General features: G+C 67.0%; 23 protein-coding genes. 3 read left to right on the top strand and 20 right to left on the bottom strand.

The genetic code is table 11. The features are described from left to right. Positions 1-12: 12 nt before the first annotated feature. The 7 genes from ACVOKU_RS13810 to ACVOKU_RS13780 form a co-directional block, all read right to left on the bottom strand. Complete coding sequence (locus ACVOKU_RS13810) at positions 13-276, bottom strand: hypothetical protein (RefSeq protein ID WP_053517461.1); 264 nt, start codon at positions 274-276, stop codon at positions 13-15. Between the two features lie 220 nt (positions 277-496). Beyond that, entirely contained in the window at positions 497-1918 is a 1422-nt protein-coding gene (locus ACVOKU_RS13805; protein ID WP_481560203.1) for an efflux transporter outer membrane subunit, read from the bottom strand. Then, positions 1912-2649 carry an SDR family oxidoreductase gene (locus tag ACVOKU_RS13800; RefSeq protein ID WP_053517458.1) on the bottom strand — a complete coding sequence of 246 codons (738 nt, stop codon included), beginning with the start codon at positions 2647-2649 and terminating at the stop codon, positions 1912-1914. Before ACVOKU_RS13800 ends, ACVOKU_RS13805 begins: the two co-directional genes overlap by 7 nt. 64 nt (positions 2650-2713) lie before the next feature. Continuing rightward, positions 2714-5884 (bottom strand): efflux RND transporter permease subunit, encoded by a 3171-nt coding sequence (locus ACVOKU_RS13795; RefSeq protein WP_053517457.1) that lies wholly within the window; start codon positions 5882-5884, stop codon positions 2714-2716. A gap of 127 nt (positions 5885-6011) precedes the next feature. Next, positions 6012-7235 (bottom strand): efflux RND transporter periplasmic adaptor subunit, encoded by a 1224-nt coding sequence (locus tag ACVOKU_RS13790; protein ID WP_065181297.1) that lies wholly within the window; start codon positions 7233-7235, stop codon positions 6012-6014. Positions 7236-7324: 89 nt separating this feature from the next. Next, complete coding sequence (locus ACVOKU_RS13785; RefSeq protein WP_481560202.1) at positions 7325-8095, bottom strand: SDR family NAD(P)-dependent oxidoreductase; 771 nt, start codon at positions 8093-8095, stop codon at positions 7325-7327. Then, positions 8092-8319, bottom strand: coding sequence for a hypothetical protein (locus ACVOKU_RS13780; protein ID WP_053517540.1), 228 nt, complete (start codon positions 8317-8319; stop codon positions 8092-8094). Before ACVOKU_RS13780 ends, ACVOKU_RS13785 begins: the two co-directional genes overlap by 4 nt. A 147-nt stretch (positions 8320-8466) precedes the next feature. On the opposite strand from ACVOKU_RS13780, the gene ACVOKU_RS13775 reads away from it, so the two are divergent. Next, positions 8467-9498 (top strand): LysR family transcriptional regulator, encoded by a 1032-nt coding sequence (locus ACVOKU_RS13775; RefSeq protein WP_065174970.1) that lies wholly within the window; start codon positions 8467-8469, stop codon positions 9496-9498. 16 nt (positions 9499-9514) lie between these two features. Here ACVOKU_RS13775 and ACVOKU_RS13770 read toward each other — a convergent pair whose 3' ends face one another. Further along, positions 9515-10411 carry a LysR family transcriptional regulator gene (locus ACVOKU_RS13770; protein ID WP_481560201.1) on the bottom strand — a complete coding sequence of 299 codons (897 nt, stop codon included), beginning with the start codon at positions 10409-10411 and terminating at the stop codon, positions 9515-9517. A 122-nt stretch (positions 10412-10533) separates the two neighbouring features. Here ACVOKU_RS13770 and ACVOKU_RS13765 point away from each other — a divergent pair, with 122 nt between their 5' ends. After that, positions 10534-11259, top strand: a complete 726-nt coding sequence (locus tag ACVOKU_RS13765) for an SDR family oxidoreductase (protein ID WP_481560200.1) — start codon at positions 10534-10536, stop codon at positions 11257-11259. A 102-nt stretch (positions 11260-11361) separates the two neighbouring features. Here ACVOKU_RS13765 and ACVOKU_RS13760 read toward each other — a convergent pair whose 3' ends face one another. From ACVOKU_RS13760 to ACVOKU_RS13735, 6 genes are all read right to left on the bottom strand, one after another. Beyond that, complete coding sequence (locus ACVOKU_RS13760) at positions 11362-12057, bottom strand: YiaD family glycine zipper/OmpA-like lipoprotein (RefSeq protein WP_053517326.1); 696 nt, start codon at positions 12055-12057, stop codon at positions 11362-11364. A gap of 141 nt (positions 12058-12198) precedes the next feature. Next, complete coding sequence (locus ACVOKU_RS13755) at positions 12199-13614, bottom strand: cryptochrome/photolyase family protein (protein ID WP_481560199.1); 1416 nt, start codon at positions 13612-13614, stop codon at positions 12199-12201. 85 nt (positions 13615-13699) lie between these two features. After that, complete coding sequence (locus ACVOKU_RS13750; protein WP_481560198.1) at positions 13700-14320, bottom strand: inorganic diphosphatase; 621 nt, start codon at positions 14318-14320, stop codon at positions 13700-13702. Positions 14321-14330: 10 nt separating this feature from the next. Beyond that, positions 14331-15695 (bottom strand): purple acid phosphatase family protein, encoded by a 1365-nt coding sequence (locus ACVOKU_RS13745; protein WP_481560197.1) that lies wholly within the window; start codon positions 15693-15695, stop codon positions 14331-14333. Further along, positions 15692-16804 (bottom strand): phytase, encoded by a 1113-nt coding sequence (locus ACVOKU_RS13740; protein ID WP_481560196.1) that lies wholly within the window; start codon positions 16802-16804, stop codon positions 15692-15694. The genes ACVOKU_RS13745 and ACVOKU_RS13740 overlap by 4 nt, the downstream gene beginning before the upstream one ends. Continuing rightward, positions 16804-19317, bottom strand: a complete 2514-nt coding sequence (locus tag ACVOKU_RS13735) for a TonB-dependent receptor (RefSeq protein WP_481560228.1) — start codon at positions 19315-19317, stop codon at positions 16804-16806. The genes ACVOKU_RS13740 and ACVOKU_RS13735 overlap by 1 nt, the downstream gene beginning before the upstream one ends. 211 nt (positions 19318-19528) lie before the next feature. Between ACVOKU_RS13735 and upp the strand changes: the two genes are divergently transcribed. Continuing rightward, positions 19529-20161 carry a uracil phosphoribosyltransferase gene (upp, locus tag ACVOKU_RS13730; protein WP_053517320.1) on the top strand — a complete coding sequence of 211 codons (633 nt, stop codon included), beginning with the start codon at positions 19529-19531 and terminating at the stop codon, positions 20159-20161. A gap of 52 nt (positions 20162-20213) precedes the next feature. Here the strand turns inward: upp and ACVOKU_RS13725 are convergent, their stop codons facing one another. The 6 genes from ACVOKU_RS13725 to rsmD all read right to left on the bottom strand — a co-directional run bounded on the left by ACVOKU_RS13725 (position 20214) and on the right by rsmD (position 25027). Next, entirely contained in the window at positions 20214-21101 is an 888-nt protein-coding gene (locus tag ACVOKU_RS13725) for an MBL fold metallo-hydrolase (RefSeq protein WP_074901296.1), read from the bottom strand. Between the two features lie 120 nt (positions 21102-21221). Continuing rightward, positions 21222-22952: a gamma-glutamyltransferase gene (ggt, locus tag ACVOKU_RS13720; protein ID WP_481560195.1), complete on the bottom strand. Its 1731-nt coding sequence runs from the start codon at positions 22950-22952 to the stop codon at positions 21222-21224. Beyond that, entirely contained in the window at positions 22949-23230 is a 282-nt protein-coding gene (locus ACVOKU_RS13715; RefSeq protein WP_053517316.1) for a YfhL family 4Fe-4S dicluster ferredoxin, read from the bottom strand. The genes ggt and ACVOKU_RS13715 overlap by 4 nt, the downstream gene beginning before the upstream one ends. 132 nt (positions 23231-23362) lie before the next feature. After that, the gene (locus ACVOKU_RS13710) at positions 23363-23854 is read right to left on the bottom strand and encodes a hypothetical protein (RefSeq protein WP_053517314.1); all 492 of its coding nucleotides are present in this window, start codon (positions 23852-23854) and stop codon (positions 23363-23365) included. Positions 23855-23912: 58 nt separating this feature from the next. Further along, entirely contained in the window at positions 23913-24422 is a 510-nt protein-coding gene (coaD, locus tag ACVOKU_RS13705) for a pantetheine-phosphate adenylyltransferase (protein ID WP_053517312.1), read from the bottom strand. A 26-nt stretch (positions 24423-24448) separates the two neighbouring features. Further along, the gene (gene rsmD / locus ACVOKU_RS13700; protein WP_053517311.1) at positions 24449-25027 is read right to left on the bottom strand and encodes a 16S rRNA (guanine(966)-N(2))-methyltransferase RsmD; all 579 of its coding nucleotides are present in this window, start codon (positions 25025-25027) and stop codon (positions 24449-24451) included. Positions 25028-25228: the final 201 nt, after the last annotated feature.

Here is a 25228-nt window from a genome sequence, read left to right as displayed (position 1 = left end):
TTGCCGCCGCGTTCACCGCGGCGGCTGCCGCGCCAACAGGCGATACAGCGCCTGATGCTGATCGCGCGCCTGGCAGATGCGGGCGCCGATGGCCAGCAGCACGGCCACGCCGATCAGGCCCAGGCCCAGCATCGAGTCCGGCAGCCGCACGAAGCCGATGGCCGCGGCCAGCATCGCCAGCACCAGCAGGACGACCACTGCGACGGACAGTCCTGCACCGGGTGGTCCCGGATCGCCGAACAACATTCGTTGGGTATCCCGCTTGCCGTCCGTCATCGCCTGTCCTCTGGTGGCCCGCCCCACTTGTTACACGGCAGAAGGTGCTTCCGGGAGAGTCAGAAGCGTCATGAATGTGACGGTGTCCACGGCTCACGCCGCGCTGCCCTGGCTGAGTTTGCAAAGTGTGGAGGACGGCATGGCAGGGCGGCAGGCGCCCGCTCATCGGGGGCCCTGACCGGAAACGAGGACGGAGGCCACTGCCTCCGTCCCCGTCCGGTCAATTCACCTGTGCCACGCTCGGCGCCTGCGGGGACTGGCCCCACCCCCCCAGCGCCTTGTATACGCCGACTACGCTGACGTTGACCTCCGCCTCGGCGGCCGCCAGTGCATCATCGGCGGCCAGCTGGGTGCGCTGCGCGTCGAGCAGGGTCAGGAAGTCTTCCGAGCCCTCGCGATAGCGGATCTGCGCCAGCGACTCGGCGCGTCGTGCGGCCTGCGCCTGCTCCACCACGATCGCCAGCCGTGCCTGCTGCTTGGAGTAGCGTGTCAGCGCGTTCTCGGTGTCTTCCAGTGCCAGCAGCACCGTCTGCTCGTACTGCGCGGCAACGCCCTCGGCCTCGGCCTTGCTGGCACGCAGACGTGCGCGCACGGTTCCGAAATCGAAGGCCGCCCAGCTCAACGACGGCGTCAGCGACCAGGCCTTGTTGTTGCCGTTGACCAGGCCATTGGCGTCGCCGCCGAGGAAGCCGACGAAACCGGAAAGCGACAACCGCGGGAACAGATCGGCCGTTGCCACCCCCACCCGTGCCGTGGCGGCTGCCAGCCGCCGCTCGGCCGCACGCACGTCAGCACGCTGGCGCAGCAGCTCGCGGGTATCGCCCAGCGGCAACGGCTTGGCGAACGCCGGCACCTCATGCGGCGCGAGCATGTCAGCCAGTACTTCCGGGCGCTGGCCCAGCAGCACCGCCAGGCGATTGCGGGACTGCGTCTCGGCCACTTCCAGCAGGGGAATATCGGCCTCGATCGCCTTCAGCCGGGCGCGGCTGCTCTGCACATCCAGCTCGCTGCCGGCACCCAGCTCCCAGCGCGCCTCGGTCAGCTTCTGCGTATCACGCAGATTGACCAGTGTGTGCTGGGCCACGGCGATGCGCTTCTGCGTGCCGCGCAGTTCGAAGTAGTTGCGTGCCACTTCGGCGGCGACCAGCACCTGCGCATCGGCCAGGTTGGCCTGCTCGGCCCCCAGATCGGCGCGTGCCGCTTCGGCAGCACGGCGCTTGCGGCCGAACAGATCCAGCTCCCAGCCCGCGTCGAAGCCGAGCTGGTAGCTTTCACTGAACACCCGCTGCCCACCCAGCTGCGGATCGGGTTGCTTGCGGCGGTCGTAACTGCCGCCTGCGGTCACGTGCGGTGCCTGGTCGAAGCGGCTTTCGACGAACACCGCCCGGGCCTGGCTGACACGCGCCACGGCCACGCGCAGGTCGAGATTGCTCGACAGTGCGCCGTGCACCAGCTCTTCCAGCACCGGGTCATCGAACTGCGCCCACCAGCTGGCAACCGGCGCCGTGGTGCTGAACACCGGCTGCTCCGCGCCCTGCAGGACGACAGGCTCCTGCTGGGGTGCCTTGTAATTGGGACCGACGGTGACACAGCCGGCCAGCACGAGGCTGGAAACGGCCACCGCCAGGGTGCGGATCACCATGGCAGCACCTCGCCCAGATAGGTGAAGCTGCCGCTCGGGCCTTCAGGGCCGATCAGCGCCATCTGCACGCTGGAACGCGCACCTTCGGCGATCTCGATCTCGCCGTGGCCACCATTCATGTCGGTCTTGACGTAGCCCGGGTGCACGGTGTTCACCTTGATCGGCGAGCTGCGGAGCTCGTACGCCAGGGCCAGCGTCCAGCTGTTCACCGCCGCCTTGGAGGCGTTGTAGGCCGGAATCTTGAAGTCATAGATGCCCGAACCCGGGTCGGCGTGCAGGGTCTGCGAACCGAGGATGCTGGACACGTTGACGATGCGCCCGGCCTTGGCCTGCTTCAGCAGCGGCAGGAACGCCTGGGTCACCGCCACCAGTGCATACACATTGGTATCGAAGGTGCGACGCCACGTATCCAGCGACTGCTCCGACGGTGCCTGTGCCGGGTTCTCGATCATGATGCCGGCGTTGTTGACCAGGATGTCCAGCCGGCCGTGACGCTGGCGCACCTGCTCGACCGCGTCGGCGATGCTCGCAGCGTCGGTAACGTCCAGCTGCAGCGCTTCCACCGGCAGGCCTTCCGCCTGCAGCTTCAGTGCCTGCTCCACCGCCGTCTCACGCTTGCGGCCGGCCAGCAGCGTGTGCACGCCTTCCTTCGCCAGCTGGCGCACGGTCTCGGCACCGATGCCACGGGTAGCGCCGGTAACCAGCGCGATCTTGTTCTGATGGGTGTTCATGGATTCATGCCTTTGGAGGGAGAAGCCGCCGCCGGTCATCGACCGGCGGCGACGGGGTTCCGTATCAGTGATGGATGGTGGGCTCGCCGTGCTGCACCAGCTGGCCACCGCCGTTGCGGGTGACGAACTTGCGCAGGGCGACGTAGAACACCGGGGTCAGGAACAGGCCGAACAGGGTGACGCCCAGCATGCCGGCGAACACCGTGATACCGGTCACCGAGCGCACCTCGGCACCCGCACCGTGCGAAAGCACCAGCGGCACGGTGCCGGCGATGAACGCGATGGAGGTCATCACGATCGGGCGCAGGCGCAGGCGGCAGGCTTCCAGCGCGGCCTCGACGATGCCCTTGCCGCCCATCTCCAGCTCACGGGCGAACTCGACGATCAGGATCGCGTTCTTGCATGCCAGGCCCATCAGCACCACCAGTCCCACCTGCACGAACACGTTGTTGTCGCCGCCGGTCAGCCATACGCCGAACAGAGCCGACAGCAGGGTCATCGGCACGATCAGGATCACCGCCAGCGGCAGCGACCAGCTCTCGTACAGCGCGGCCAGCACGAGGAAGGCCAGCATGATCGCCACCGGGAACACGATGAACGCGGCCTTGCCCTGGGTGGCCTGCTGGTAGCTCAGGTCGGTCCATTCGGTGGCCATGCCGACCGGCAGCACCTGCCCGGCGATCTCGGTCAGCTTGTTCATCGCTTCCGCCGAGGACAGCAGGCGCGGGTCGGCTTCGCCGGCCAGGTCCGCTGCAGGGTAGCCGTTGAAACGCAGCACCGGGTCCGGGCCGAACGTCTGCTTGATGGTCACCATCGAACCGATCGGCACCATCTCGCCGCGGTCGTTGCGGGTGCGCAGCTTGGCGATGTCCTCGACGCTCTCACGGAACGGGCCGTCCGCCTGGGCGATCACCTGCCAGGTGCGGCCGAACTGGTTGAAGTCGTTGACGTACGCCGAACCCAGGTAGGTCTGCAGCGTGTCGAACAGCTCGGTCAGCTGCACGCCCTGCGCCTTCGCTTTCACACGGTCCACTTCCGCATCCAGCTGCGGCACGTTGGCCTGGTAGCTGCTGATCGGGAAGGCCATGCCCGGGGTCTGTGCAACGGTCCCCTGCATCGCCTGTACGGCATTCTGCAGCGCGCCGTAGCCCAGGTTGCCGCGGTCCTCGATGAACATCTGGTAGCCATTGCCGTTGCCCAGGCCCAGGATCGGCGGCGGCATCATCGCGAATGCGAAGCCCTCCTGCAGGCCTGCGATCTTCTGGTTGATCTCGGCGTTGATCTCCGCCGCCGTCCGGCCATGACGCTCGTTGAACGGCTTGAGCGGAATGAACGCCACACCGGTGTTCGGGGTGTTGGTGAACTGCAGCGCGTTCAGGCCCGGGAACGAAATGGTATGCGCCACGCCGTCGGTTTCCTGGGCGATCTTGGCGACCTTGCGCAGCATTTCATCGGTACGTGCAATCGACGAACCTTCCGGCAGCTTCACGCCCGCGATCAGATACAGCTTGTCCTGGGTCGGGATGAAGCCCGGCGGCACCAGCTTGAAGATCACACCGGTACCGACCAGCAGGATCGCGTAGACCACGAACACGGCGCCGCGACGGCCGAGGATGCGCGCCACGCCCCGCTCGTACTTCTCCGAGCTGGACTTGAAGAAGCGGTTGAACGGGCGGAACACCCAGCCGAACAGGCGATCGATCAGACGGCTCGGGCCATCCTTCGGAGCGCCATGGGCCTTCAGCAAACGGGCGGCCAGGGCCGGCGACAGGGTCAGCGAGTTGATCGCCGAGATCACGGTGGAAATGGCGATGGTGACGGCGAACTGCTTGTAGAACTGACCGGTGACGCCCGACAGGAACGCCATCGGCACGAACACCGCGCACAGCACCAGTGCGATCGCAACGATCGGGCCGGACACCTCGCGCATGGCCTGGTGGGCCGCTGCGGTCGGCGACAGACCTTCTTCGATGTTGCGTTCAACGTTCTCCACCACCACGATCGCGTCGTCGACCACGATGCCGATCGCCAGCACCAGGCCGAACAGGCTCAGCGTGTTGATCGAGAAGCCCAGTACGTACAGCGCTGCGAAGGTACCCACCACCGACACCGGAACCGCGATCAGCGGAATGATCGACGCGCGCCAGGTCTGCAGGAACAGGATCACCACCAGCACCACCAGGGCGATCGCTTCAAGCAGGGTCGAGACCACCGCCTTGATCGAATCACGCACGAAGATCGTGGTGTCGTACACCGCTTCGTACTTCACGTCGGCGGGCATGGTCTTCTGCATCTCGTCCATCGTGGCGATGACCTTGTCGCGGATCTCCAGTGCATTCGCACCGGGCGACTGGAAGATGCCGATACCCACCGCGTTCTTGCCGTCGAGCTGCGAGCGCAGGGTGTAGTCGCCAGCGCCCAGTTCCAGGCGGGCAACGTCGGACAGGCGCACGATCTCGCCGTCGACACCGCTCTTGAGCACGATGTCGCCGAACTCCTGCTCGCTGCGCAGGCGGCCCTGGGCATTGATCAGGGTCAGGAACTGGCTGTTCGGCAGCGGCTCGGCGCCGAGCTGGCCCGCAGAGACCTGCACGTTCTGCTCACGCATGGCACGTACCACGTCGCTGGCCGTCAGGCCGCGCGAAGCAACCTTGTCCGGGTCCAGCCATGCGCGCATGGCGTAGTCACCACCACCGAAGATCTGCGCGTCGCCCACGCCGGGAATGCGTGCCAGCGCGTCCTTGACGTGCAGGCGGGCGTAGTTGCGCAGGTACAGGGTGTCGTACTTGCCATTGGGCGACGTCAGATGCACGACCATCAGGAAGGTCGGCGACTGCTTCTGCGTGGTCACGCCCTGCCGGCGTACGTCCTCGGGCAGGCGGGCCTGCGCCTGCGCCACGCGGTTCTGCACCTTCACCGCCGCCGCGTCCGGATCAGTGCCCGGGCGGAAGGTGACGGTCATCTGCAGCACGCCGTCGGAACCGGCGACCGACTTGAGGTACATCATGCCCTCGACGCCGTTGATCGCCTCTTCAAGCGGCGTGGCGACGGTTTCGGCGATGACCTTGGGATTGGCGCCCGGATAGACCGTGCGCACGACCACCGACGGCGGCACCACTTCCGGGTACTCGCTGATCGGCAGGATCGGAATCGTGATCAGGCCTGCGGCGAAGATCACGATCGACAGTACCGCCGCGAAGATCGGCCTGTCGATGAAGAAACGGGAAAAGTCCATGGAGGAATTCCTGGGAAATGCCGCCGGCGGGCAACAGCCACCCTGCCCCTCGCCGATATGACGAAGGCAGGGAAGGCCGCCGCTGGCGCCGGCAGCTAAGCGGAAACTCGGATCAGGAGACGGCGGATCAGCGGTTCAGCGCAGCAGTGGCATCACGGCCTGGTGCGGCGGCCGCAGCCGGCTGCATCGCCACCGCCTTGGCCTGCACCGGCATGCCCGGCATGAAGACCTTCTGCACGCCATCGATGATGACCTTGTCGCCTGCGGACAGGCCCTGCTCGACGATGCGCAGGCCTTCCGCCGTGCGGCCCAGGCGGATGTCGCGGCGCTGGGCCTTGCCATCCTTGTCGACCACGTACACGTACTTGCGGTCCTGGTCGGTCAGCACAGCCTTGTCGTCAATCAGCATCGCCTGGAACTGGCCACTGCCCAGCAGCTGCACACGGGCGAACAGCCCCGGGGTGAACTGCCGGTCGGCATTGTCCAGCAGCGCACGCACGCGGATGGTGCCGGTGCTGCGTGCGACCTGGTTGTCGAGGAAGTCGACCTTGCCCGCGTGCGGGTAGCCTTCTTCACCCGACAGGCCAACCTTCACCGGCAGGTCGCTGTCGCGCTCGCTCGGGCGCTCGCCCTTGCGTGCCATCTGCGCGTAACGCAGGAAAGTGCTTTCGTCGGCATCGAAGTAGACGAACACGGTGTCCAGCGAGACCAGCGTGGTCAGCACGCTGGCGCTGTCGCCGGCGGTGACCAGGTTGCCCGCGGTGACCATCGCGCGGCCGGCACGGCCGTCGATCGGCGCACGCACCTTGGTGAACTCCAGGTTGAGCCGGGCAGCATCCAGTGCCGCCTGCGCGGCCTGCACGGCTGCGCCGGACTGGTCTGCCGCAGCGCGACGCTGCTCGGCAGTCTCGGTGGAGATCGCCTGCTGCTCGGCCAGGCGCTTGGCCCGCTCCGATTCACTGCGGGCCAGGGTTGCCTGGGTGCGGGCGCGGGCCAGTTCAGCGGCGGCGCGATCGTACTCGGCCTGGTAGCTGCGCGCGTCGATGGTGAAGAGCACATCGCCCTTCTTCACTTCCTGGCCTTCGACGTAGTTGACCTTGTCGATGTAGCCGGACACGCGCGGACGCAGTTCAACGCTCTGCACCGCCTCGATGCGACCGCTGAACTCGTCCCATTGGCTGATCTGCTTGACCAGCACCGGGGCTGCGCTGACCTGCGGCGGGGGCGGTGCACCGGCTTCTTCGGCATGGCCGCCACTGCAGGCAGCGAGCACCGCCGCGGCGAGGATCGACACGCCGACCATCGCAATGCGATGGCCGAAACGATGTGGGGTGGTTTTGGGGGAAGTCATGGCATGCATCCGTACGGAGGGGTGGTACAGCTAATGAGAATGGCTATCAGAAAGTGCGGCGTATGCTGCAACCTCAACCAAGGTCAAGGTCAAGCGACACCGACGGTGTCGCGCCACGGCGGTGGAACTTCCAGTCGCAGCAGGCCCCGCGGCAGTTCCGCATCGCTGCTGTCGCAGCGAACGATGGCGCGGTTGTCGCGGCAGCCATCAAGCAGCGACACCACGCGCCGGCCGACCAGCAGCGAACTCGGCCACTCGATGCAGGCGTTGGCGGCGTTGGCCGGCGTACACACCGGGCTGCACACCTCCAGCATCTGCGCACGGACACCGACCGCCTGTGCTTCCTGGTGCACCACCTGCGCGTACATGCGCAGGGCGGCGGTGGTGATCGAGGTCTCGCCGTAGCCGGCCCAGGGCTTGAGACCGGCAGGACTGCCGATCATCACGTAGCGCCGCGCATGCACGTTGTCGCGCAGCAGCGGCAGCAGATGGCGTACCGCATGCACATGGGGCATCAGGTCGGCCTGCAGTGCGCCGAGCAGTTCGTCGCCGTTGCGGTCCATCACCCGGCCACGGTTGTAAGGACCGCCCATGGCCGCGATCACCGCCGCCAACGGCCGCGGGCGCTGCGCGACGCGCTCGGCCAGGACCTGCGCCGAACCGTCGTCTGCCAGTGAACCGAGCATGGTCTGCAGGCCGGGTTCATCGGCGAACTGCGCTTCCAGCGACGCCAGCCGACCTGGATCGCGGCCGACCACCAGCACCGGGCTGCCGGCTTCCAGCAGCGCACCGACGACACCCTGGCCGACCGCACCGGTGCCGCCGAGGACCAGGACTTCGGGCATCAGAATCCCATTCACGGGACATTTCCTCCCAAATCCGGGATAGTCCCGATTCGGCGCAGTCGATCGCTCTTCTGCGGCGCCAAGCGGATGGCACCGCCACGCTGCTGCCGCATGGGCGCGGTAAACTCACGGAAATCCTTGTGCACCAAGGAACTCGGGCGGATCTCAACGGTCATCGCCAGATCCAGGGCGTTCTGGCCGGCATGCCGGAAACGGGCAAGAATGTTGCGCAGGCTCATGGCGGGGGGACTCCATTTCACGAATGGCGCCACGATAGACCTCAAACCTTTACTTGATTAGTCCTGATTAAGGGGAATAATCATCCCGTTCCCGGTCCAATCGATCTGTCACGATTGCCCCACCCCCGACGTCCAGGACTCCCGACCATGTCCCACGATCTCAATGAAACGCTGATCTTCGTCAAAGTGGTCGAGCAGGGCAGCTTCATCGCAGCTGCCAAAGCGCTCGGCCTGCCCAAGACCACTGTCAGCCGCAAGGTGCAGGAGCTGGAGACGCGGCTGGGCGCGCGCCTGCTGCACCGGACCACGCGCCGCCTTGGCCTGACCGAGGCCGGCTCGATCTACCACGAGCACTGCCAGCGCATCGCGCGCGAGCTGGAAGAAGCAGAGAGCGCGGTCAGCCAGCTGCAGTCCGGCCCACGCGGCTGGCTGCGTTTCACTGTGCCCTACTCCATCGGCATCACCTGGATCGCGCCGTTGCTGGGCCAGTTCCATGCGCAGTACCCGGAAATCCGCCTGGACATGCACATGGGCAACGAGAAGCTCGACCTGATCGCCGGTGAAGCCGATCTGGCCCTGCGCGTCGGCGCCCTGCCCGATTCCAACCTGGTCGCACGCAAGCTCGGCAGCCTGCGCACGCAGGTGTTCGCCAGCCCGGCCTACATCGAGCGCTACGGCGAACCACTGCACCCGGAAGAGCTTCAGTTCCATCGCATCCTGGCCATGCGCAAGCCCTACCACACTGGCAATTCACCGCGCTTTACCTGGCAGCTGGGCGAGAACGGAGGGGAACTGCGTGACTTCCCGGTGACGCCGCTGATGACGGCCAACGACATGTCCGCGCTCAACGGCGCGCTGGTGTGCGGTGAAGGCCTGCTGCTGACCGGCGATGTGATGGCCAAGCCGTTCGTCGAGTCAGGCATGGTCCGTCGCGTGCTTGCCGGGTGGACAGGTCCGGAGGTGGATTTCAACGCGGTCTTTGCCGGCGGCCGCCTGGTCTCGCCGAAGGTGCGCGCATTCGTCGACTTCCTGGTGGAGAAGCTCAACTTCGACGCCAATTACATGCTGGCGCAGTGCCCTGGCGCGAAGCTGGCGCGGCAGCAGCAGGAGCAGGAAGATGCCGCGCTTGAGATCAGCGGCAAGCGGATCCTGGAGAAGGTGGCCGCGCCGGCGGCGTGAAGCGGCCTGCCCGGCGTCATGCGGTGCGCTGTTCCAGCAGATGCTCGATCAGTGCCCGCAGCTTCGGCTCGGCCTGGCGCCGGCTGGGGTAATACAGGAAGAACCCTGCGAACCACGGGCAGTACGGCTCCAGCACGCTGACCAGTTCGCCACGCTGCAGCCACGGGCGCCATGTGTCCTCCATGCCGAAGGCCAACCCGGCGCCCGCCAATGCCAGGCGGGTCATCGTGGCCATGTCATTGCTGGTGATCTGCGGCTGTACATCGACGCTGAACTCGCGTCCGCGCTCTTCGAATTCCCAGCGATAGGGCGCCTTGCGTGGTGCGGCGCGCCAGCCGATGCAACGGTGCCCGGGCAGCTCGCGCGGGTGCCTGGGCACGCCGTGCTGCTGCCCATACCGCGGAGTGCACACCACCACCTGCCGCTGCCGGCCGGACACCGGAATCGCCACCATGTCCTGTGCGATCACCTCGCCCAGCCGCACACCCGCGTCGAAGCCCGCCTCGACGATGTCGAACTCCTCGTCGGTCACCGTGATGTCCAGCTGCAGCTCCGGGTGCCGGGCGGCGAAGCTGGCCAGCAGGGGACCGGCCAGGAAATGCTCGGCAATGGAGGACACGGCCAGGCGCAGCTGGCCCTTGAGGGTGCTGCCGCGACGCAGCGTGGACTCCACGGCACTGCCCAGCTCAGCCAGGGCGGGCCTGACCGCCGCAAGCAGCGCCTGCCCGGCATCGGTGAGGTTGACGCTGCGGGTCGTGCGCAGCACCAGAGCGACACCGAGCGATTGTTCCAGCCGGGCGATGGTCTGGCTGACGGCCGACCGGGTCACGCCCAGTTGCTGGGCCGCTCCGGTGAAGCTGCTGCAGTCGGCTACCCGCTGGAACACCGCGAGGGCATTGAGATCGACGGACATTGGTTAGTAGATCTATACAAGGCAGTCAGCAGTCGCCATCTTATCGCGACGAGGCAGGCCGTCTACCGTGGCTGCACCGGGCACGACCCGGCATTTCCCCCTAGCCCTTCCGGAGACCTGCCATGAGCCATTCCCGAACCATCCTGATCACCGGTGCCTCCAGCGGCATCGGCGCCGGCATCGCCCGCTCGCTGGCGCAGCCGGGTGCCCGCCTGGTGCTGGGCGCGCGCCGCCTCGAACGGTTGCAGGCGCTGGCGGATGAACTGCGCCAGCACGGCGCCGACGTACGCGTGCATGCGCTGGACGTGACCCAGCGCGCGCAGGTCGAGGCGTTCGCCACTTCAGCCCTGGAGGAATTCGGCGCCATTGATGTGATCGTCAACAATGCCGGTGTGATGCCACTGTCGCCGATGGCATCACTGAAGGTGGACGAATGGGACCGGATGATCGACGTCAACATCCGCGGTGTACTGCACGGGATCGCAGCCGTGTTGCCCCATATGTGCGCACGCGGCCGCGGACAGATCATCAACATCGCGTCCATCGGCGCGCTGTCGGTCGTCCCGACCGCTGCGGTCTACTGCGCCACCAAGCACGCGGTACGCGCCATCTCGGAGGGCCTGCGCCAGGAACACCGCGAGCTGCGGGTCACCTGCATCCACCCCGGCGTGGTGGAAAGCGAGCTGGCGGACAGCATCACCGACCCGGTCGCCGCCGAAATGATGGTCGGCTATCGCGCCATCGCCCTGCAGCCGGATGCGATCGGGCGCGCGGTGCGGTTCGCCATCGAGCAGCCCGACGACGTGGACGTGAACGAGATCGTAGTGCGGCCTACCGCAACGGTGTAACGAAGGCGTGGCCGAGCAAGCTCGGCACCCACAAAAATGCCGCCTGCAAGGGCGGCATTCCCGTTCCGGCTGCGCCGGACCTGCACGCACGCGCCGCGCGCGTTACTGCTGCAGCGGAATCACGCGGATTTCAACACGGCGGTTCTTGGCACGGCCGGCATCGGTGCTGTTGTCGGCAATCGGGTACGCCTTGCCGGCGCCCAGCGTTTCAATACGCACGCTCTGCACGCCCTGCCCGATCAGGTACTGGGCGACCGAATCGGCGCGCTCCTTGGACAGGCGGTTGTTGACCGCATCGCTGCCGATGCTGTCGGTATGGCCGACCACTTCGATCATGGTCTGGTTGTAATCACGCAGGGTGCCGGCCACGCCGTTGAGCGCGCCGTAGAACTGCGGCTTCAGTGCCGACTTGCCGAAATCGAAGGTGATGCCGTCGGGCAGGTTCAGCATGATGTTGTCGCCCTGGCGCTGCACATCGATGCCGGTGTTGGCGGTGCGCTCGCGCAGCGCGCGTTCCTGGCGATCCTGGTACTGGCCCACGGCCGCGCCACTGAGCGCGCCGATGCCTGCACCGATCAGCGCGTGCTGGCGGCGCTCGGTCGCACTGTCGCCGCTGAGCAGGCCGGCGGCCACGCCAATGGCGGTACCGATCAGCGCGTTGCGACCGGTCCGGTTCTGCTGCTCGGTCGGGTTGCCGTACTGATCGCTCTGCACGTAGGAACCGCCGGTGGCGCAGGCCGACAGGACGGCCGCGCTCATCAGGGCCAGTGCGACATTGCGGGTGGTGTTGCGGATCATGATGGTCTCCTTGGTTTCCGGTCGGGCCGGCGGCTTGCGGGCCGCCCAGAGGATAAACAGCAGGACGCGATGCCGGGATGATGAACACGCCGCTCGACAGGCCCTTGTTCAGCTAGCTGTCTGGAACCCCGCAGCGGTGCTTTACCCCGCTCCCGACTGGCGGTAGGCGGCGAGCGCTGCATCCCGGCCGGCGGCCAGATCCACCAGGGGGCTGCGCGGATACTCCGGTGCGTGCTCGGCCAGCCACTGCGGATGCTGCCACGGCGCGAACCGCGCCTTCACCGGCAACGCCGCCAGTTCCGGTACCCAGCGGGTGATGTAGCGCGCCTGAGGATCGAACTTTTCGGCCTGGGTGACCGGATTGAACACGCGGAAGTAAGGCGCTGCATCCGCACCGGTACCGGCCACCCACTGCCAGCCCATCGTGTTGTTGGCCAGGTCGGCATCGACCAGTGTGTCCCAGAACCAGCGTGCGCCATGCAGCCAGTGCGCGCGCAGGTGCTTGCACAGGTAGCTGGCGACGATCATCCGCACCCGGTTGTGCATGTAGCCGGTATGCCACAGCTCGCGCAGGCCGGCATCCACGATCGGTACGCCGGTGTTGCCGCGCTGCCAGTCCTGCAGCTGGCCGGCGCTGGGCGTGGCCCACGGAAAGCGGTCGAAGCGCGGGTTGAGGTTGCCGGTGGGGGTCTGAGGAAAGTGATGCAGCAGGTGGTAGGCGAAGTCACGCCAGCCCAGTTGCCGCAGGTAGCCGTCGATGTCGGCGTCGGTACCGGCGCTGCGCAGCCCTTCCAGCGCATGGGCGATGCGCCAGGGCGCGATCTCGCCGAAGTGCAGGTGCGGTGACAGCCGCGAGGTGCCGACCCGGTCCGGCAGGTCGCGCTGCGCGCGATAGCCTCGCAGCGCGCCGTCCTCGAACACCGAAAGCGCCTCCAGCGCGCCGGCCTCTCCCGGCTGCCAGTGCTCCCAGAAGCCCTCGTCCCAGCCGAGCGCCGGTGCCAGCCCGAGCGCCTGCAGCGACTCGCCTTCGACGGCATGCGCTGCCAGTGCCGCGGGCGCCGCCTGCAGCCCGGGCAGGCGCCAGTGACTGAGCACGTTGCGCCAGTAAGGGGTGAACACCTTGTACGGCTGCCCCTGCTGGGTGGCGATGTCCCACGGCTCGAACAGCAGACTGCCGTTGCAGCTCTGCGCATCGACGCCCTGCTCGCGCAGCGTGCGCTTGATGGAGGCATCACGTGGCTGGGTGGCGGGCTCGTACTTGCGGTTCCAGTACACCGCCGTGGCACCGGTCCGTGCGATCAGTGCCTGCAGCACCGGCAGGCTGTCGCCGATCTGCAGCACCAGGGAAGAACCGCGGCCACGCAGATCCGCATCCAGCGCGGCAAGCGAGCGATGACGCCACGCGTTGGATGCCGCTCCCGGGGCCCACTCGCCTTCTTCGTGCGGCGCGTGGATGTACACCGGGACCACATCGTGCCCCGCATCCAGTGCGGCCTGCAGGGCCGGGTTGTCCTGCAGCCGCAGGTCGCGACGGAACCAGACCAACGCTACCGACACGTGCACCGCCTTTGCTGTGGAAGGCGGCCATGATAGCCAGCGCAGGTGAAGACCGCGCAGGGGTGCAACGCCATCCGCAGCCGGACTACTTCCCGGCGTCGAAACGCTGCATGGCTTCGCGGATCAGCGTACGCGCCTCGGCCGCGTTGCCCCAGCCCTGCAGTTGCACCGGGTTGCGTCCGGCTGGCAGATCCTTGTACACGCGGAAGAACGCCTCGATGCGCTGCCGCTCGATCTCCGGCAGATCGGCCAGATCGCGGACGCCTGCATAGCTCGGATCGACCTTGTCGGTCGGCACGCCGATGACCTTCTCGTCATGTTCGCCGCCATCGATCATCTTCAGATAGCCGATCGGGCGGAAGCGGATGATCACGCCGGGATGCAGGGGCTCACGGGTCAGTACCAGCGCGTCCAGCGGATCGTTGTCACCCGCCAACGTGCGCGGCATCGAACCATAGTTGGCCGGATAGGCCACCGGCATCGACTGGAAGCGGTCGACGTGGACCAGCCCGTCGTCCTTGATCTCATACTTGGTGAAGCTGCCAGCGGGAATCTCCACGGCCAGGTTCACCTCCTGCGGTGCCTGCTGCGGCTGGGCCACCAGGAACGGATGCAGCACCGCATCGGCGGCGGTCACCGCACCGGCCAGCAACAGCAGGGCGGCACCGATGGCAGCAAGAGGAACGATGCGTCGGGGCAGGGTCATCGGCGTCTCCTTATTCCCAGCAGCGGTCGGCGCGACCCTTGGCAGTCTGCGCGCGCGGGCAGTCGCGTGGCGTGATGCGGCCTTCGGTCAGCTCCGTGCGCTGCTTGCCCCCGCTGGCGTCGCGGTGCAGCTCGAAAGCATCGTACAGCTGCCCGGTCACCGTGCGCGCCTCATAGCGCAGGCGCTGCGGATCGATGCGCAGCACCTGGAACAGCTGGGTGTCCTCGGCCACCGGGGCCATCGTCCTTCGGGCTTCATCGGAAAGACGGTACTGCTTCGGTCCCGCCACGGTCACCACGTACTGTGGTGTGGCGGCCTGTCCTTCGCCACGGCGGCCATAGGTATGGTCGTGCCCCTGCAGCACCAGATCCACCTGGTGACGACGCACCACCGGCAGCAGCACGTCACGCAATGCGGCGTTCTGGCGGCCTTCGCGCGGCGAGTAGAAGGGCTGGTGCAGCAGTACGATGGTCCACGGCTGCGGATTGCCGGACAGCACCTTGTCCAGCCAGTGTGCCTGGGCCTGGGCGGTGCCGAGATCGAGTGCCGAGGTTCCATCAAGCACGGCCACGCGCACGCCCTGCGCATCGAACCAGTAGCTGGTCTGCTGCGCGGCAGCGGCGCCATTGCCCGGCAGTGCGAAGGTCACCGGCCAGTGCCGGCCCAGCACGCGGCGTTCCTGCGGGGTGTCCTCGAACTCCTCGAAATACTCGTGATTGCCGATGGCAGGCGCCACCAGTGTTTCCTGCGCCAGCCAGCCGGTGGCGGCGAACCATTCGCCCCATTCACTGTCGTCCACACCGTCGCCGCCGCTGACCAGGTCACCCGCGAACAGGCTCAGGCGAGCGTCCGGTGCCGCCTTCTGCGCGGCCCGGACCACGCGGCTGACGTGGCTGAGATTCTTGTTCTGGGTATCGCCGAAGTACAGCAGCGTCAGCGGCTGCCCGGCGGTGGCCAGCGTGCGCAGCTGGTTCCATGCACTCCAGCCCGCCTTGCCCTGCACGCGGTAGATATAGGCGGTATCCGGCTGCAGGCCATCGATGTCAACGCGGTGATGGTGCGACAGGCCGTTCTCGGTCTGCAGCGCCTGCGTGGTCGCGCGCAGCGCGCGAATGCCTTCGATGGCTGGCGAATCGCCGGCACGCGCGATCTCCAGCAGTGGCGCCTGTACGCTGCCATCCGTACGCCAGGCCACGGCGAATCCGTGGCTGGGGTCGGCCGAGGGCGAGGCAACGATGCGATCCGGCAGTGGCGATGCCGCATAGTGGCGGCTGCCTGCAGGCACCTGCGTGTTGGGTTCGACCGCCGCGGTGGCCAGCAGAGGCAGGGCCAGCAGCAGGCTGGCGACGAACGCGCGCGTGGTGTGCCGCCTCATGCGCCACACTCCAGCGGCAGCGCCAGCTGCCTGGCAATGCTTTCCCAGTCGAAGGCGACCACGCCCTGATCGTCATGCACCGCATACAGCGCACCGTGCGGGAAACGCGTGCTGGGCTGCTGCATCAGCCAGATGCCATCGGTGTTGGCCACGGTATTGCCCTGGAAGGCACCGACCGGCTTCAGCGTGTGCCGATCAAACAGATGGAACACGCTGCGCTGCTTGCCCTGCTCGGTGGTGATCCACCAGCCGTCCTTGCCGCAGGTCCGCAGGGTCACCCCTTCGGCCTGCGCCTTGAACACGTCACGGCCGAAGGTGGTGCCGGTGAAGCGGCCTGCCAGCGTATAGACCTTGAACTCGCTGGCGTAGCTCTCATCCTCTTCGGCAATCAGCAGACGGTCGTTGTCCGGATCGCCCCAGATCGATTCGACCACGCGCAGCGCACCGGCCTCACGGGTGTCGCCGATGTCGGCGATGCGCTTCGCGTCGATCTTCGCCCCATCGCGGAAAACATGGTATTGGCGCACGCGCTTGTCCAGTTCCGCCAGCGGCGGCAGGATGTCGCGGCCCTGTGCATCCTCGCCGTTGTCCCAAGAGTCCGTGACGTAGACGCTGTAGCCGTCCGCCCTTCGATCGACCCACAGCCCATAGGGCTTGCGCAGATCTTCGGCAGCGAACGTCGCCAGCGGTGTGAAGTCCGGCAGGGACAGGACCTGGACCCGGTGATTGTCGCGCTCCACGATCCACAGCAGGTCGTCGGTCACGGCGATGCCATTGGGGCGATCGAACTGTCCCAGCCCGGTACCGGTGGCACCGACGTCGCGCAGGTGCTGACCGGTGCTGCCGTCGTACACCACCAGTTTGTCGGTGGCCTTGGCGGTGGCGATCAGCCAGATCTGCCCGTCCGGCGTGCGCCAGCTTGCAGGCGAATCGATGTTGTCGGCGGGCGTGAGTGGCGAGACGAACGCCTCGGCAACGGTGGCCACCGTGCGCGCCGGAGGCGTCGGCGACGCCGCATGTGCTGCCGGCGCGCGGTCGGCCGCTGGCGTGCAGCCCACCACCAGCGCGGTTGCGATCGCTGCCACGAGCACCGTAACGTGCCGCCCCATCACAGCGCCACCTTCAGGCCCAACGCGTAGGTGCGACCATATTCTTCCATCTGCAGCGTGCGCGAGCGCGTGCCCTGGTACAGCTCCAACGGCTTGTCCAGCAGGTTCTGCGCCTCGAAGTACAGGCTGACGCGTGGGCTGAAGCGATAATCCAGCGAGAAGTCGAGCTGCGTGTTGGGTGCCACGTAGATGTCGAATGCACGGCCCTTGCCGATGCTGTCCAGATATTCGCTGCGGTACACCGCAGCCAGGCGGGTGCTCAGGCCATATTTCTCGTAGCCGACGTGCGCGCTGTACACGTGCTTGGAGGCACGCGGCAGCGTGAAGTCCTCGCCGGCACGGTCCGCGATGCCGGCATCGAATTCGGTATCCAGCCAGGTGCCGCTGGCCCCGACCAGAAGACCGTCAAAGCCTGCCGGCAGGAAGGCCAGCTGCTGCTGCCAGTTGAACTCGGCGCCGCGTACCGTGGCCTTGCGGCCGTTGATTGGCTGGGTCACGTCGAAGCCGTCGTAGTCCGGATCGTTGGTGCGCACGGTTTCCACGATATAGCCGTCGATGGACTTGTGGAACAGGCCAAGCGAAATGATGCCGGTGCTGCCGATGTACTTCTCCACCGACAGGTCGATGTTCTTCGACTCGTACGGATCCAGCTCGGGATTGCCCAGCCGCACTTCCTCGTCGCCGCGGCTGTAGCCCACACGGGGCGAAACGTCGCCGAAGGACGGGCGCGAGACGGTCTTATTGGCCGAGGCGCGCAGCACCCAGTCATCGGCTGCGTCGTAGCGCAGATGCAGGCCCGGCAGCACATTGGTGTAGCTGTTGTTGGCCACGCGCGGGGTGACGGTGAAGCTGCGCCCGTTGGCCGCCACCTCGACCTGGTTGCCCACCGCCTTGAAACGGGTGTTCTCCACGCGTGCGCCGCCGATGATGCGCAGCGCGCCGATATCCCAGGTTCCCATCGCATAGCTGGCGAAGATGTCTTCGCTGGCCACATAGTCCTCTTCCAGCGATGCCAGCGCATTGGCGCCGGCATCCTGCGGCCGGGCGCTGTACTGGCTGCCATTGGCCGCCCAGTAGGCCCGCATCGCCGCCGAATCCATGCCATCGCCCAGGTTGCCATGGCGATGCTCGGGGGCCGACGTGGTCCAGCTCGACAGTGCCACCTTCGGGCCCACCCGCAGCTCACGCTCGTCCGTATTGACATCGCGGTCGCGCCAGCGGCCCAGCAGGCCGAACTTCAGGCTGCTGCTGTCGCCGTCGAAGCGTACGTTGACCTGCGCGCTGTGCTCCTTGTCGTTGACCTGCTTGGGCGAAAGCACGATGCGGTCGAAGGCGTAGTTGCCGTTGTCCAGCCACTGCGGGTTGTCGAAACTGTAGGTCGGCAGCCGGCTGCGCTGGTCCAGGGTGCCGTTGAAGTCATCACCATCCAGTGTGAACCGCGCCTCCATCTCGTCGTTCACCCGCTCCTCGGTGCGGGTGTAGCCGATCCGGTAATCGACCACCGCGCTGGTCAGCCGGTTCTCACCACCGAGGCTGGCTGCGAAGGTGTTCTCCTTCTTGGTGCGGTAACGCATGCGCTTGTCGATCGCATCGCCCGGCATGTCATCCAGCCGGTACTGGTCGGTGCCGGTGCGCACCATGTCGGCATCGTCGAAATTGAAGATCACCCGCTGGCGGGTCTCGGCATCGTCGAACTGGCTGTACAACGTGCGCAGGTAGTACTTGCTGTCTTCATCCGGGCGCCAGTCCAGGTTGAGGTTGGCGCCGATGCGCTTGCGCTCGATCTCGTACTTGCGGTGCTGCAGGTTGATCGCGGTGACATCCCCCGGTGCAGCATCATCCTCGCCGTCGTACTCCACTTCGGTGTTGTCCGATTCAAACCTGCGCTTCTGGTAGTTCACACCCAGCGCGATGCCGAACGTATCGGCGAACACTTCGCTGTAGTTGAAGGCGGCCTTCGGGCTGGTTTCGCCCGAGAGCTGCTGGTGGCTGCCTTCGATCTTGGCGCGCAGGCTGCGACCGTCGCGATCGAATGCCGAGGCCGATTCGACCAGGACCGCACCGCCGATCGCGTCGCCGGGCATGTCCGGCGTTGGCGACTTGACTACGCGCAGGCGCTCGGTGGAGTCGGAGGGAATGACATCCAGCGGCGCAGCGCGGCTGGAGTCCTCCGGCGTGCCCACGGCGATTCCATCGACGCTGACGCTGTTGAGGTTGGCGTCCAGGCCCCGGATGACCACGAAACGGCCTTCGCCCTGGTCGCGGGTGACGCTGATGCCGGGCAGACGCTGCAGCGATTCGGCCACGTTCTTGTCCGGATACTGGCCAAGGGCGTCGGAAGACACGGCGTCTTCGATCGCGTCGCTGCTGCGCTTCAGATCGACCGCGCGGATCTGCGATTCGAGCTGCGCACGCACCTCGACGCGGTCCAGGTCGATCGCATCGACCGCCGCTGCCCCCGTGGCGGCGACCGTCTGCTGCGCGGCGGCCTGCAGCGGAGCGCTGGCCCCCATCGCCAGGGTCAGCGTGATGGCAACGGCCAACGGCGTCTTGATATGCACTGGGAATCCCCATTCCTGTTAAGAATGGGTCTGGACGGTATGTCCGCAAGGTTGCATGGCCATGACAGACGCCCTCGATCCGCGCCCGCTGGCTGCGCTCCGTTTGGGGTTCCGCACCCCGATCCGGCAGAATGATCGCCTCTCCCTTCCCCCTTTTCCGACCATGAAGATCGTCGAAGTGCGCCACCCGCTGGTGCAGCACAAGATCGGCCTGATGCGCAACGCTGCGCTCAGCACCAAGGATTTCCGCGAACTGGCCAACGAGCTGGGCACGCTGCTGGCCTATGAGGCCACCGCTGACCTGGACACCGAGCCGCACACGCTGCCCGGCTGGGCCGGTCCGGTGACCGTGCAGCGCATCGCTGGCGCCAAGATCACCGTGGTGCCGATCCTGCGCGCCGGCCTGGGCATGCTCAGCGGCGTACTGTCGCTGATCCCTGCCGCCCGCGTGAGTGTGGTCGGCCTACAGCGCGATGAGGAAACCCTGCAGCCGGTGCCGTACTTCGAGCGCCTCACCGGGCGCCTGGAAGAGCGCGATGCGCTGATCCTGGACCCGATGCTGGCCACGGGCGGCACCCTGATCGCCACCATCGACATGCTCAAGCGGGCCGGTGCGCGACGCATCAAGGGCATTTTCCTGGTCGCCGCTCCGGAGGGCATCGACGCGGTCAAGGCAGCGCATCCGGATGTGGAGATCTACACGGCGGCAATCGACGCCCAGCTCAACGAAAAGGGCTACATCCTGCCGGGCCTCGGCGACGCGGGCGACCGCATCTTCGGCACCCGCGTCGGCTGACCGGGTCGACGGGGTCAGGCCCCTTCCGCAGGAAGGGCTCCGACCCCGGCACTCACCCCAGCGCGCGCGCCTTCAGTTCACCCTGCTCGTGCAGGGTCACGAAACGCCCCTTGTCGTCGCGCCCCAGCTGGGCCAGTGCGACCTGCGGGTCGTGGGTAAAGAACAGATGCACGTTGCGCGCCAGCTTGTCCTCCAGGAACTGCCGCTTCTCGTCGATCAGCAGTTCCGCATTGCGGTCATATCCCATGGTGATCGGCACATGCACCCACGAGCGCCCCGGAATCAGATCAGCGCAGAACACCACGCCACCGCGCGCGACCTCGCCTGCATGCCCATGGCCGACGATCTCGGCCAGCATCAGCCCCGGCGTATGGCCATCGCTGTAGCTGAAACGCACGCTGCGGCCCAGCGCCCGGGAGAACTCGCCGTCGACCACTTCCAGGCGCCCACTGGCCTGCAGCAGCCCGGGCAGCTCCGGGATGAAACTGGCGCGGTCGCGCGGGTGCGGCTGAAGTGCGCGCTGCCAGTGCTGTGCACCGACCACATAGGTGGCATTGGGAAACAGCAGTTCGGGCTCGCGCCCCTCGCTCCAGGCTGCCAGCAGGCCACCGGCGTGGTCGAAGTGCAGGTGGCTGAGGACCACCACGTCGATGTCCTCATGTTCGAAGCCCGCCTCGCGCAGCGAATCGATCAGCACGTGCTGGCTTTCCTGCACGCCATAGCGCTCGCGCATGCGCGGATCGAAGAACGCGCCGATGCCGGTTTCAAACAGGACCGTCTTGCCTTCCAGCGGGCTGGCCAACAGCGCGCGGCATGCCAGCTCGATACGGTTCAGCTCATCCGGTGCCGCCCATTTTTCCCACAACGCACGGGGTGCGTTGCCGAACATCGCACCGCCGTCGAGGCGCTGCGAGTTACCACGAATCGACCAGAGTTTCATGCGCCGATTATCGTCGGCAGGCCGTTAAATAATCGCTAGAACGAAACTGCAGCGCCCTGCCGTTGCGGGCAGGGCGCTGCGGCTCATCGTCGGCCGGATGGGACCCGGCGAGCCCGGCCGTTACCTGCCGGGCACCACCTGGGCGCTGCCGACCGGGTTGCGCGGATCGCTGCCGCCGAACAACCGGTTGCTCCTGCGATCCCATTCCACCGTCTGCAGATTGCCCCAGACGTGGCTGGAGCCGCGGCCACCGGTGGCGACATCCCCCGGCAGATCGATCTTGTGGCCCATCGCCTGCAGCTGCTTCACGGTGGCCGCGTCGAACGCGTTGTCTTCGGCCTCGATCAGGTCCGGCAGCCACTGGTGGTGGTAGCGCGGCAGCGCCGCGACCTGCTGTGCGTCCAGGCCGGCGTCGTAACCGAGGATGCCCAGCAGCACCATGGTGATGATGCGGCTGCCGCCGGGGGTGCCCAGCACCACGACCTTGTCGTCGTTCTCCATGAAGGTCGGCGTCATCGAGCTGAGCATGCGCTTGCCCGGCTTCGGTGCGTTGGCCTCGTAGCCCATCACGCCGAACGCATTGGGCGTGCCCGGCTTCAGCGCGAAATCGTCCATCTCGTTGTTCAGCAGCACACCGGTGCCCTTGGGTATCAGGCCCGAGCCGTACAGCAGGTTGACGGTCTGGGTGGCGCCGACGCGGTTGCCATCACGGTCGATGATCGAGAAATGGGTGGTCTCGTCGTCCTCCAGCGGCGTCGGATTGCCCGACAGCAGGTCGCTGGGCGTGGCCTTCTCCGGATGGATGGTGGCACGCAGGCCCTGCGCGTAATCCTTGCTGGTCAGCACTTTCTGCGGGATCTGCACGAAGTCCGGATCGCCCAGGAAGAACGTGCGGTCGCGGTAGGCGCGCCGCATCGATTCGACTACCAGATGGGCGCGGTGCGCCGGATCCATCTGCTTGATGTCCCAGCCTTCAAGGATCTGCAGCATGCTGGCCAGGGCGATGCCACCGGACGACGGCGGCGGCGCCGTGGTGATCTTCCAGCCGTTGTAGTCAAAGACGATCGGCTCGCGCTGCTTCACCCGGTAGCCGGCCAGCTCCTCGGCGGTCCAGCGACCACCGGCCTGCTTCACCCCGGCCAGCAGCAGCTTGCCGGTCTGGCCCTTGTAGAAGCCATCGAAGCCACCTGCCGCCAGCCGCTCCAGCGTCTGCGCCAGTTCCGGCTGCCGGAACACATCACCGGTGGCGATCGGCCTGCCATTGCGCAGGTACACCTCGCGGGTCCCGGGGTAACGCTCCATCACCTCGCGGCGCGAGGCATAGCCCTTGGCCATCCGCTCGTACACCGGGAAGCCGTCACGGGCGATGCGGATGGCCGGTTGCAGCGAAACCGCCAGGGGCAGCCTGCCGTGCCGGGCCGAAAGCTCCACCAGCGCCGCAGGCAGGCCGGGGATACCGGCCGACCAGGCGCCGTTGACCGAGCGGTCGCGGTCCAGGTTGCCCTTCCCGTCGAGGAAGGCCTGCGGCGTGGCGGCGGCCGGCGCGGTCTCGCGCGCATCCAGCATCACGTCCTTGCCGGTGGCCGCGTCATGCAGCAGGAAGAAGCCGCCACCGCCCAGGCCGGAACTGATCGGCTCGACCACCGCCAGCGTCGAGGACACCGCCACTGCGGCGTCGAACGCGTTGCCTCCCTGCGCAAGGATGTCCACGCCGGCCTGGGTGGCCAGCGCGTGGCCGCTGGCAATCGCAGCGCCATCGGGACGTTCGGCACGGGCGGGCGCATCGGCCCAGGCAAGCGGGCTCAGCAACAGGGCGAGCAGCAATACGGGACGGACGAGCAGCGTCTTCATTCGGATGGGGGCTCCGCGTAGAGTTCGGGATGATCGTGCTGCAGCCGGCGCAGTTTGGCCAGCAGCTGGTCTTCCGTTTCCACGATCTCCGGGTCCGGATCGATGCATTCGACCGGGCAGACGACCACGCACTGTGGCTCGTCGAAATGGCCCACGCACTCGGTACAACGGGCGGGGTCGATCACGTAGATGGTTTCACCCATCGCAATGGCCTGGTTCGGGCAGGCCGGCTCGCAGACGTCGCAGTTGACGCAGAGCTCATTGATTTTCAGCGACATGGCGATACTCCTCGCCCGCGCCTTGGGACAAAGGACCGGCCAGCGCGGGCGCGCGGGCCGGTCAGGTCATCGGTGGCGCCCGCTACAGGCGCCACCCGGGCCACGTTGCCACGTGGCCGCCACGGCTCGGTCTTACTTGGCTTCGACGAAAATGTACTCGGCACCGGTCGGCTGCACGGCCGCCTGTACGCGGGCGTTGTCGGCCGACTGGCCGATGAAGACGACGCGCACGCCCTTCATCGAATCCGGCGACACGTCCTTGAACACGGCCTGGATCATGTCCGCCATCTTGCCCGAGGCCGACGAACCGAAGGCCAGCATGTTGCCCGGCTGCACGCCACGGGCCACGGCCTGGGTCGCGCTCTCGGTCTGGCGCTCGTACTTGGCCTGGAAGTCCGGGTCCGATTCCGGCGAGAGGTAGTACAGGAACGGGCTGTTGGAGATGTTGCCCATGTTCTGGATGGCGACTTCCTGCAGGTACTTCTTCCAGCCTGCGTCGTCGTCCTTGGACGGGGCGACCAGCGCCTGCTTGGCTTCGTCGACCGGAGCGGCCTCTTCCTTCTTGCAGGCGGTGAAGGCCAGGGCCAACGAGGCGATCAGCATCGCGCGCATGGTGGTGTTCATGGTTTCCTCCCGGAATGGTGCGTGGTGTTGTACGTAAGGGGTGCGGGTACGGCGGGGCTTACGACTGGGTCGATTTCGCCTCGCGGACCCTGCGCAGGGCTTCAAGCACCGCGGCCGGCACGAAGCCGGACACGTCGCCGCCCAGGCGCGCGATCTCGCGGACCAGCGAAGACGAAATGAAGCTGTGCTGCTCGGCCGGCGTCAGGAACAGGGTCTCGACTTCCGGGATCAGGTGGCGGTTCATGCTCGCCATCTGGAACTCGTATTCAAAGTCCGACACCGCGCGCAGGCCGCGCAGCAGGACCCCGCCCTGGACGGAGCGTACGAAATGGGCCAGCAGGGTATCGAACCCGCAGACCTCGACGTTGCCATGATGGCCCAGGGCATCCCGGGCCAGCTGCACGCGCAGTTCCAGCGGCAGGGTCGGCCCCTTGGACGGGCTCTGCGCCACGCCGACCACGACCTTTTCAAACAGCGGCGCGGCCCGGTTCACCAGGTCGATATGACCGTTGGTGATCGGATCGAACGTGCCGGGGTAGACGGCAATGCGGCGGTTGGCCACGGTCATGGGCGGTTGCAGATGTTCAGATGAAGTCAAAGTGTAGCAGCGGCGCGGCGGTACAGGGCAAAGCGCACCTCACGGGTGCCGCCCTCGCGGTGCAGCAGCCAGTCCGGCGGCAGCACCGGGACGTGACCGGCCGGCGACTCCAGGTAGAGCCAGGCGTCGGCTGCCAGATGCCGCGGCAGCTGGGCCAGCACGTCCTGCCAGAGGCCATCGGCGAACGGCGGGTCGATGAACACCAGATCCGCCTGCTGGGCGGGAGCGCCCTGCAACCAGCGCAGGGCATCGGCCTGGACCACGGTGATCTGCGCGCTGGCCTGCAGCTTGGCGACGGCGGCCGACAGATTGCGGCCGAGCTGGGCATCGCGCTCGACCAGGGTGGCGTGAGCGGCACCGCGCGAGACGGCTTCCAGGCCCAGCGCGCCGCTGCCGGCAAACAGGTCCAGCACGCGGGCCCCGGCCAGTCGGGGCATCAGCCAGTTGAACAGGGTCTCGCGCACACGGTCACTGCTGGGCCGCAGGCCCGGCAGGTTCGGCACCGGCAGGCGGGTATTGCGCCAGCGCCCGCCGATGATGCGGACCTGGCCGTCATTGCCCCCACGGCCGCTCATCGGGGCCTCCGGCGGAGGGTGTTCAAGAATTTCAGCATGAGCGGGATTGTAGTTCGGCCGGGCGGCGCCCGGCACCCGCAGAAGCCGGAGCAACGGCTGGAGCAACGGCAAAGGCTGGTTTCCTGTGGGTTGGCGGGGTGGGTCAGGTTGTGGGGGACGCCGTGAACCCATCCCTGGGGGCTTGGCCGCGGCATCCATGCC

Source organism: Stenotrophomonas sp. STEN147, assembly GCF_056757995.1.
The sequence above is the reverse complement of the archived record's forward strand: the minus strand, read 5'-3'. Positions and strand labels throughout refer to the sequence as shown.

Coding starts and splice junctions, on each gene's coding strand:
- upp (WP_053517320.1), top strand. CDS start 19,529: ATGAAGATCGTCGAAGTGCGCCACCCGCTGGTGCAGCACAAGATCGGC.
- ACVOKU_RS13780 (WP_053517540.1), bottom strand. CDS start 8,319: ATGAGCCTGCGCAACATTCTTGCCCGTTTCCGGCATGCCGGCCAGAAC.
- ACVOKU_RS13795 (WP_053517457.1), bottom strand. CDS start 5,884: ATGGACTTTTCCCGTTTCTTCATCGACAGGCCGATCTTCGCGGCGGTA.
- ACVOKU_RS13750 (WP_481560198.1), bottom strand. CDS start 14,320: ATGACCCTGCCCCGACGCATCGTTCCTCTTGCTGCCATCGGTGCCGCC.
- ACVOKU_RS13790 (WP_065181297.1), bottom strand. CDS start 7,235: ATGACTTCCCCCAAAACCACCCCACATCGTTTCGGCCATCGCATTGCG.
- ACVOKU_RS13800 (WP_053517458.1), bottom strand. CDS start 2,649: ATGAACACCCATCAGAACAAGATCGCGCTGGTTACCGGCGCTACCCGT.
- ACVOKU_RS13760 (WP_053517326.1), bottom strand. CDS start 12,057: ATGATCCGCAACACCACCCGCAATGTCGCACTGGCCCTGATGAGCGCG.
- ACVOKU_RS13710 (WP_053517314.1), bottom strand. CDS start 23,854: ATGAACACCACCATGCGCGCGATGCTGATCGCCTCGTTGGCCCTGGCC.
- ACVOKU_RS13740 (WP_481560196.1), bottom strand. CDS start 16,804: ATGGGGCGGCACGTTACGGTGCTCGTGGCAGCGATCGCAACCGCGCTG.
- ACVOKU_RS13765 (WP_481560200.1), top strand. CDS start 10,534: ATGAGCCATTCCCGAACCATCCTGATCACCGGTGCCTCCAGCGGCATC.
- coaD (WP_053517312.1), bottom strand. CDS start 24,422: ATGACCGTGGCCAACCGCCGCATTGCCGTCTACCCCGGCACGTTCGAT.
- ACVOKU_RS13810 (WP_053517461.1), bottom strand. CDS start 276: ATGACGGACGGCAAGCGGGATACCCAACGAATGTTGTTCGGCGATCCG.
- ACVOKU_RS13770 (WP_481560201.1), bottom strand. CDS start 10,411: ATGTCCGTCGATCTCAATGCCCTCGCGGTGTTCCAGCGGGTAGCCGAC.
- rsmD (WP_053517311.1), bottom strand. CDS start 25,027: ATGAGCGGCCGTGGGGGCAATGACGGCCAGGTCCGCATCATCGGCGGG.
- ACVOKU_RS13715 (WP_053517316.1), bottom strand. CDS start 23,230: ATGTCGCTGAAAATCAATGAGCTCTGCGTCAACTGCGACGTCTGCGAG.
- ACVOKU_RS13775 (WP_065174970.1), top strand. CDS start 8,467: ATGTCCCACGATCTCAATGAAACGCTGATCTTCGTCAAAGTGGTCGAG.
- ggt (WP_481560195.1), bottom strand. CDS start 22,952: ATGAAGACGCTGCTCGTCCGTCCCGTATTGCTGCTCGCCCTGTTGCTG.
- ACVOKU_RS13745 (WP_481560197.1), bottom strand. CDS start 15,695: ATGAGGCGGCACACCACGCGCGCGTTCGTCGCCAGCCTGCTGCTGGCC.
- ACVOKU_RS13735 (WP_481560228.1), bottom strand. CDS start 19,317: ATGGGGGCCAGCGCTCCGCTGCAGGCCGCCGCGCAGCAGACGGTCGCC.
- ACVOKU_RS13805 (WP_481560203.1), bottom strand. CDS start 1,918: ATGGTGATCCGCACCCTGGCGGTGGCCGTTTCCAGCCTCGTGCTGGCC.
- ACVOKU_RS13725 (WP_074901296.1), bottom strand. CDS start 21,101: ATGAAACTCTGGTCGATTCGTGGTAACTCGCAGCGCCTCGACGGCGGT.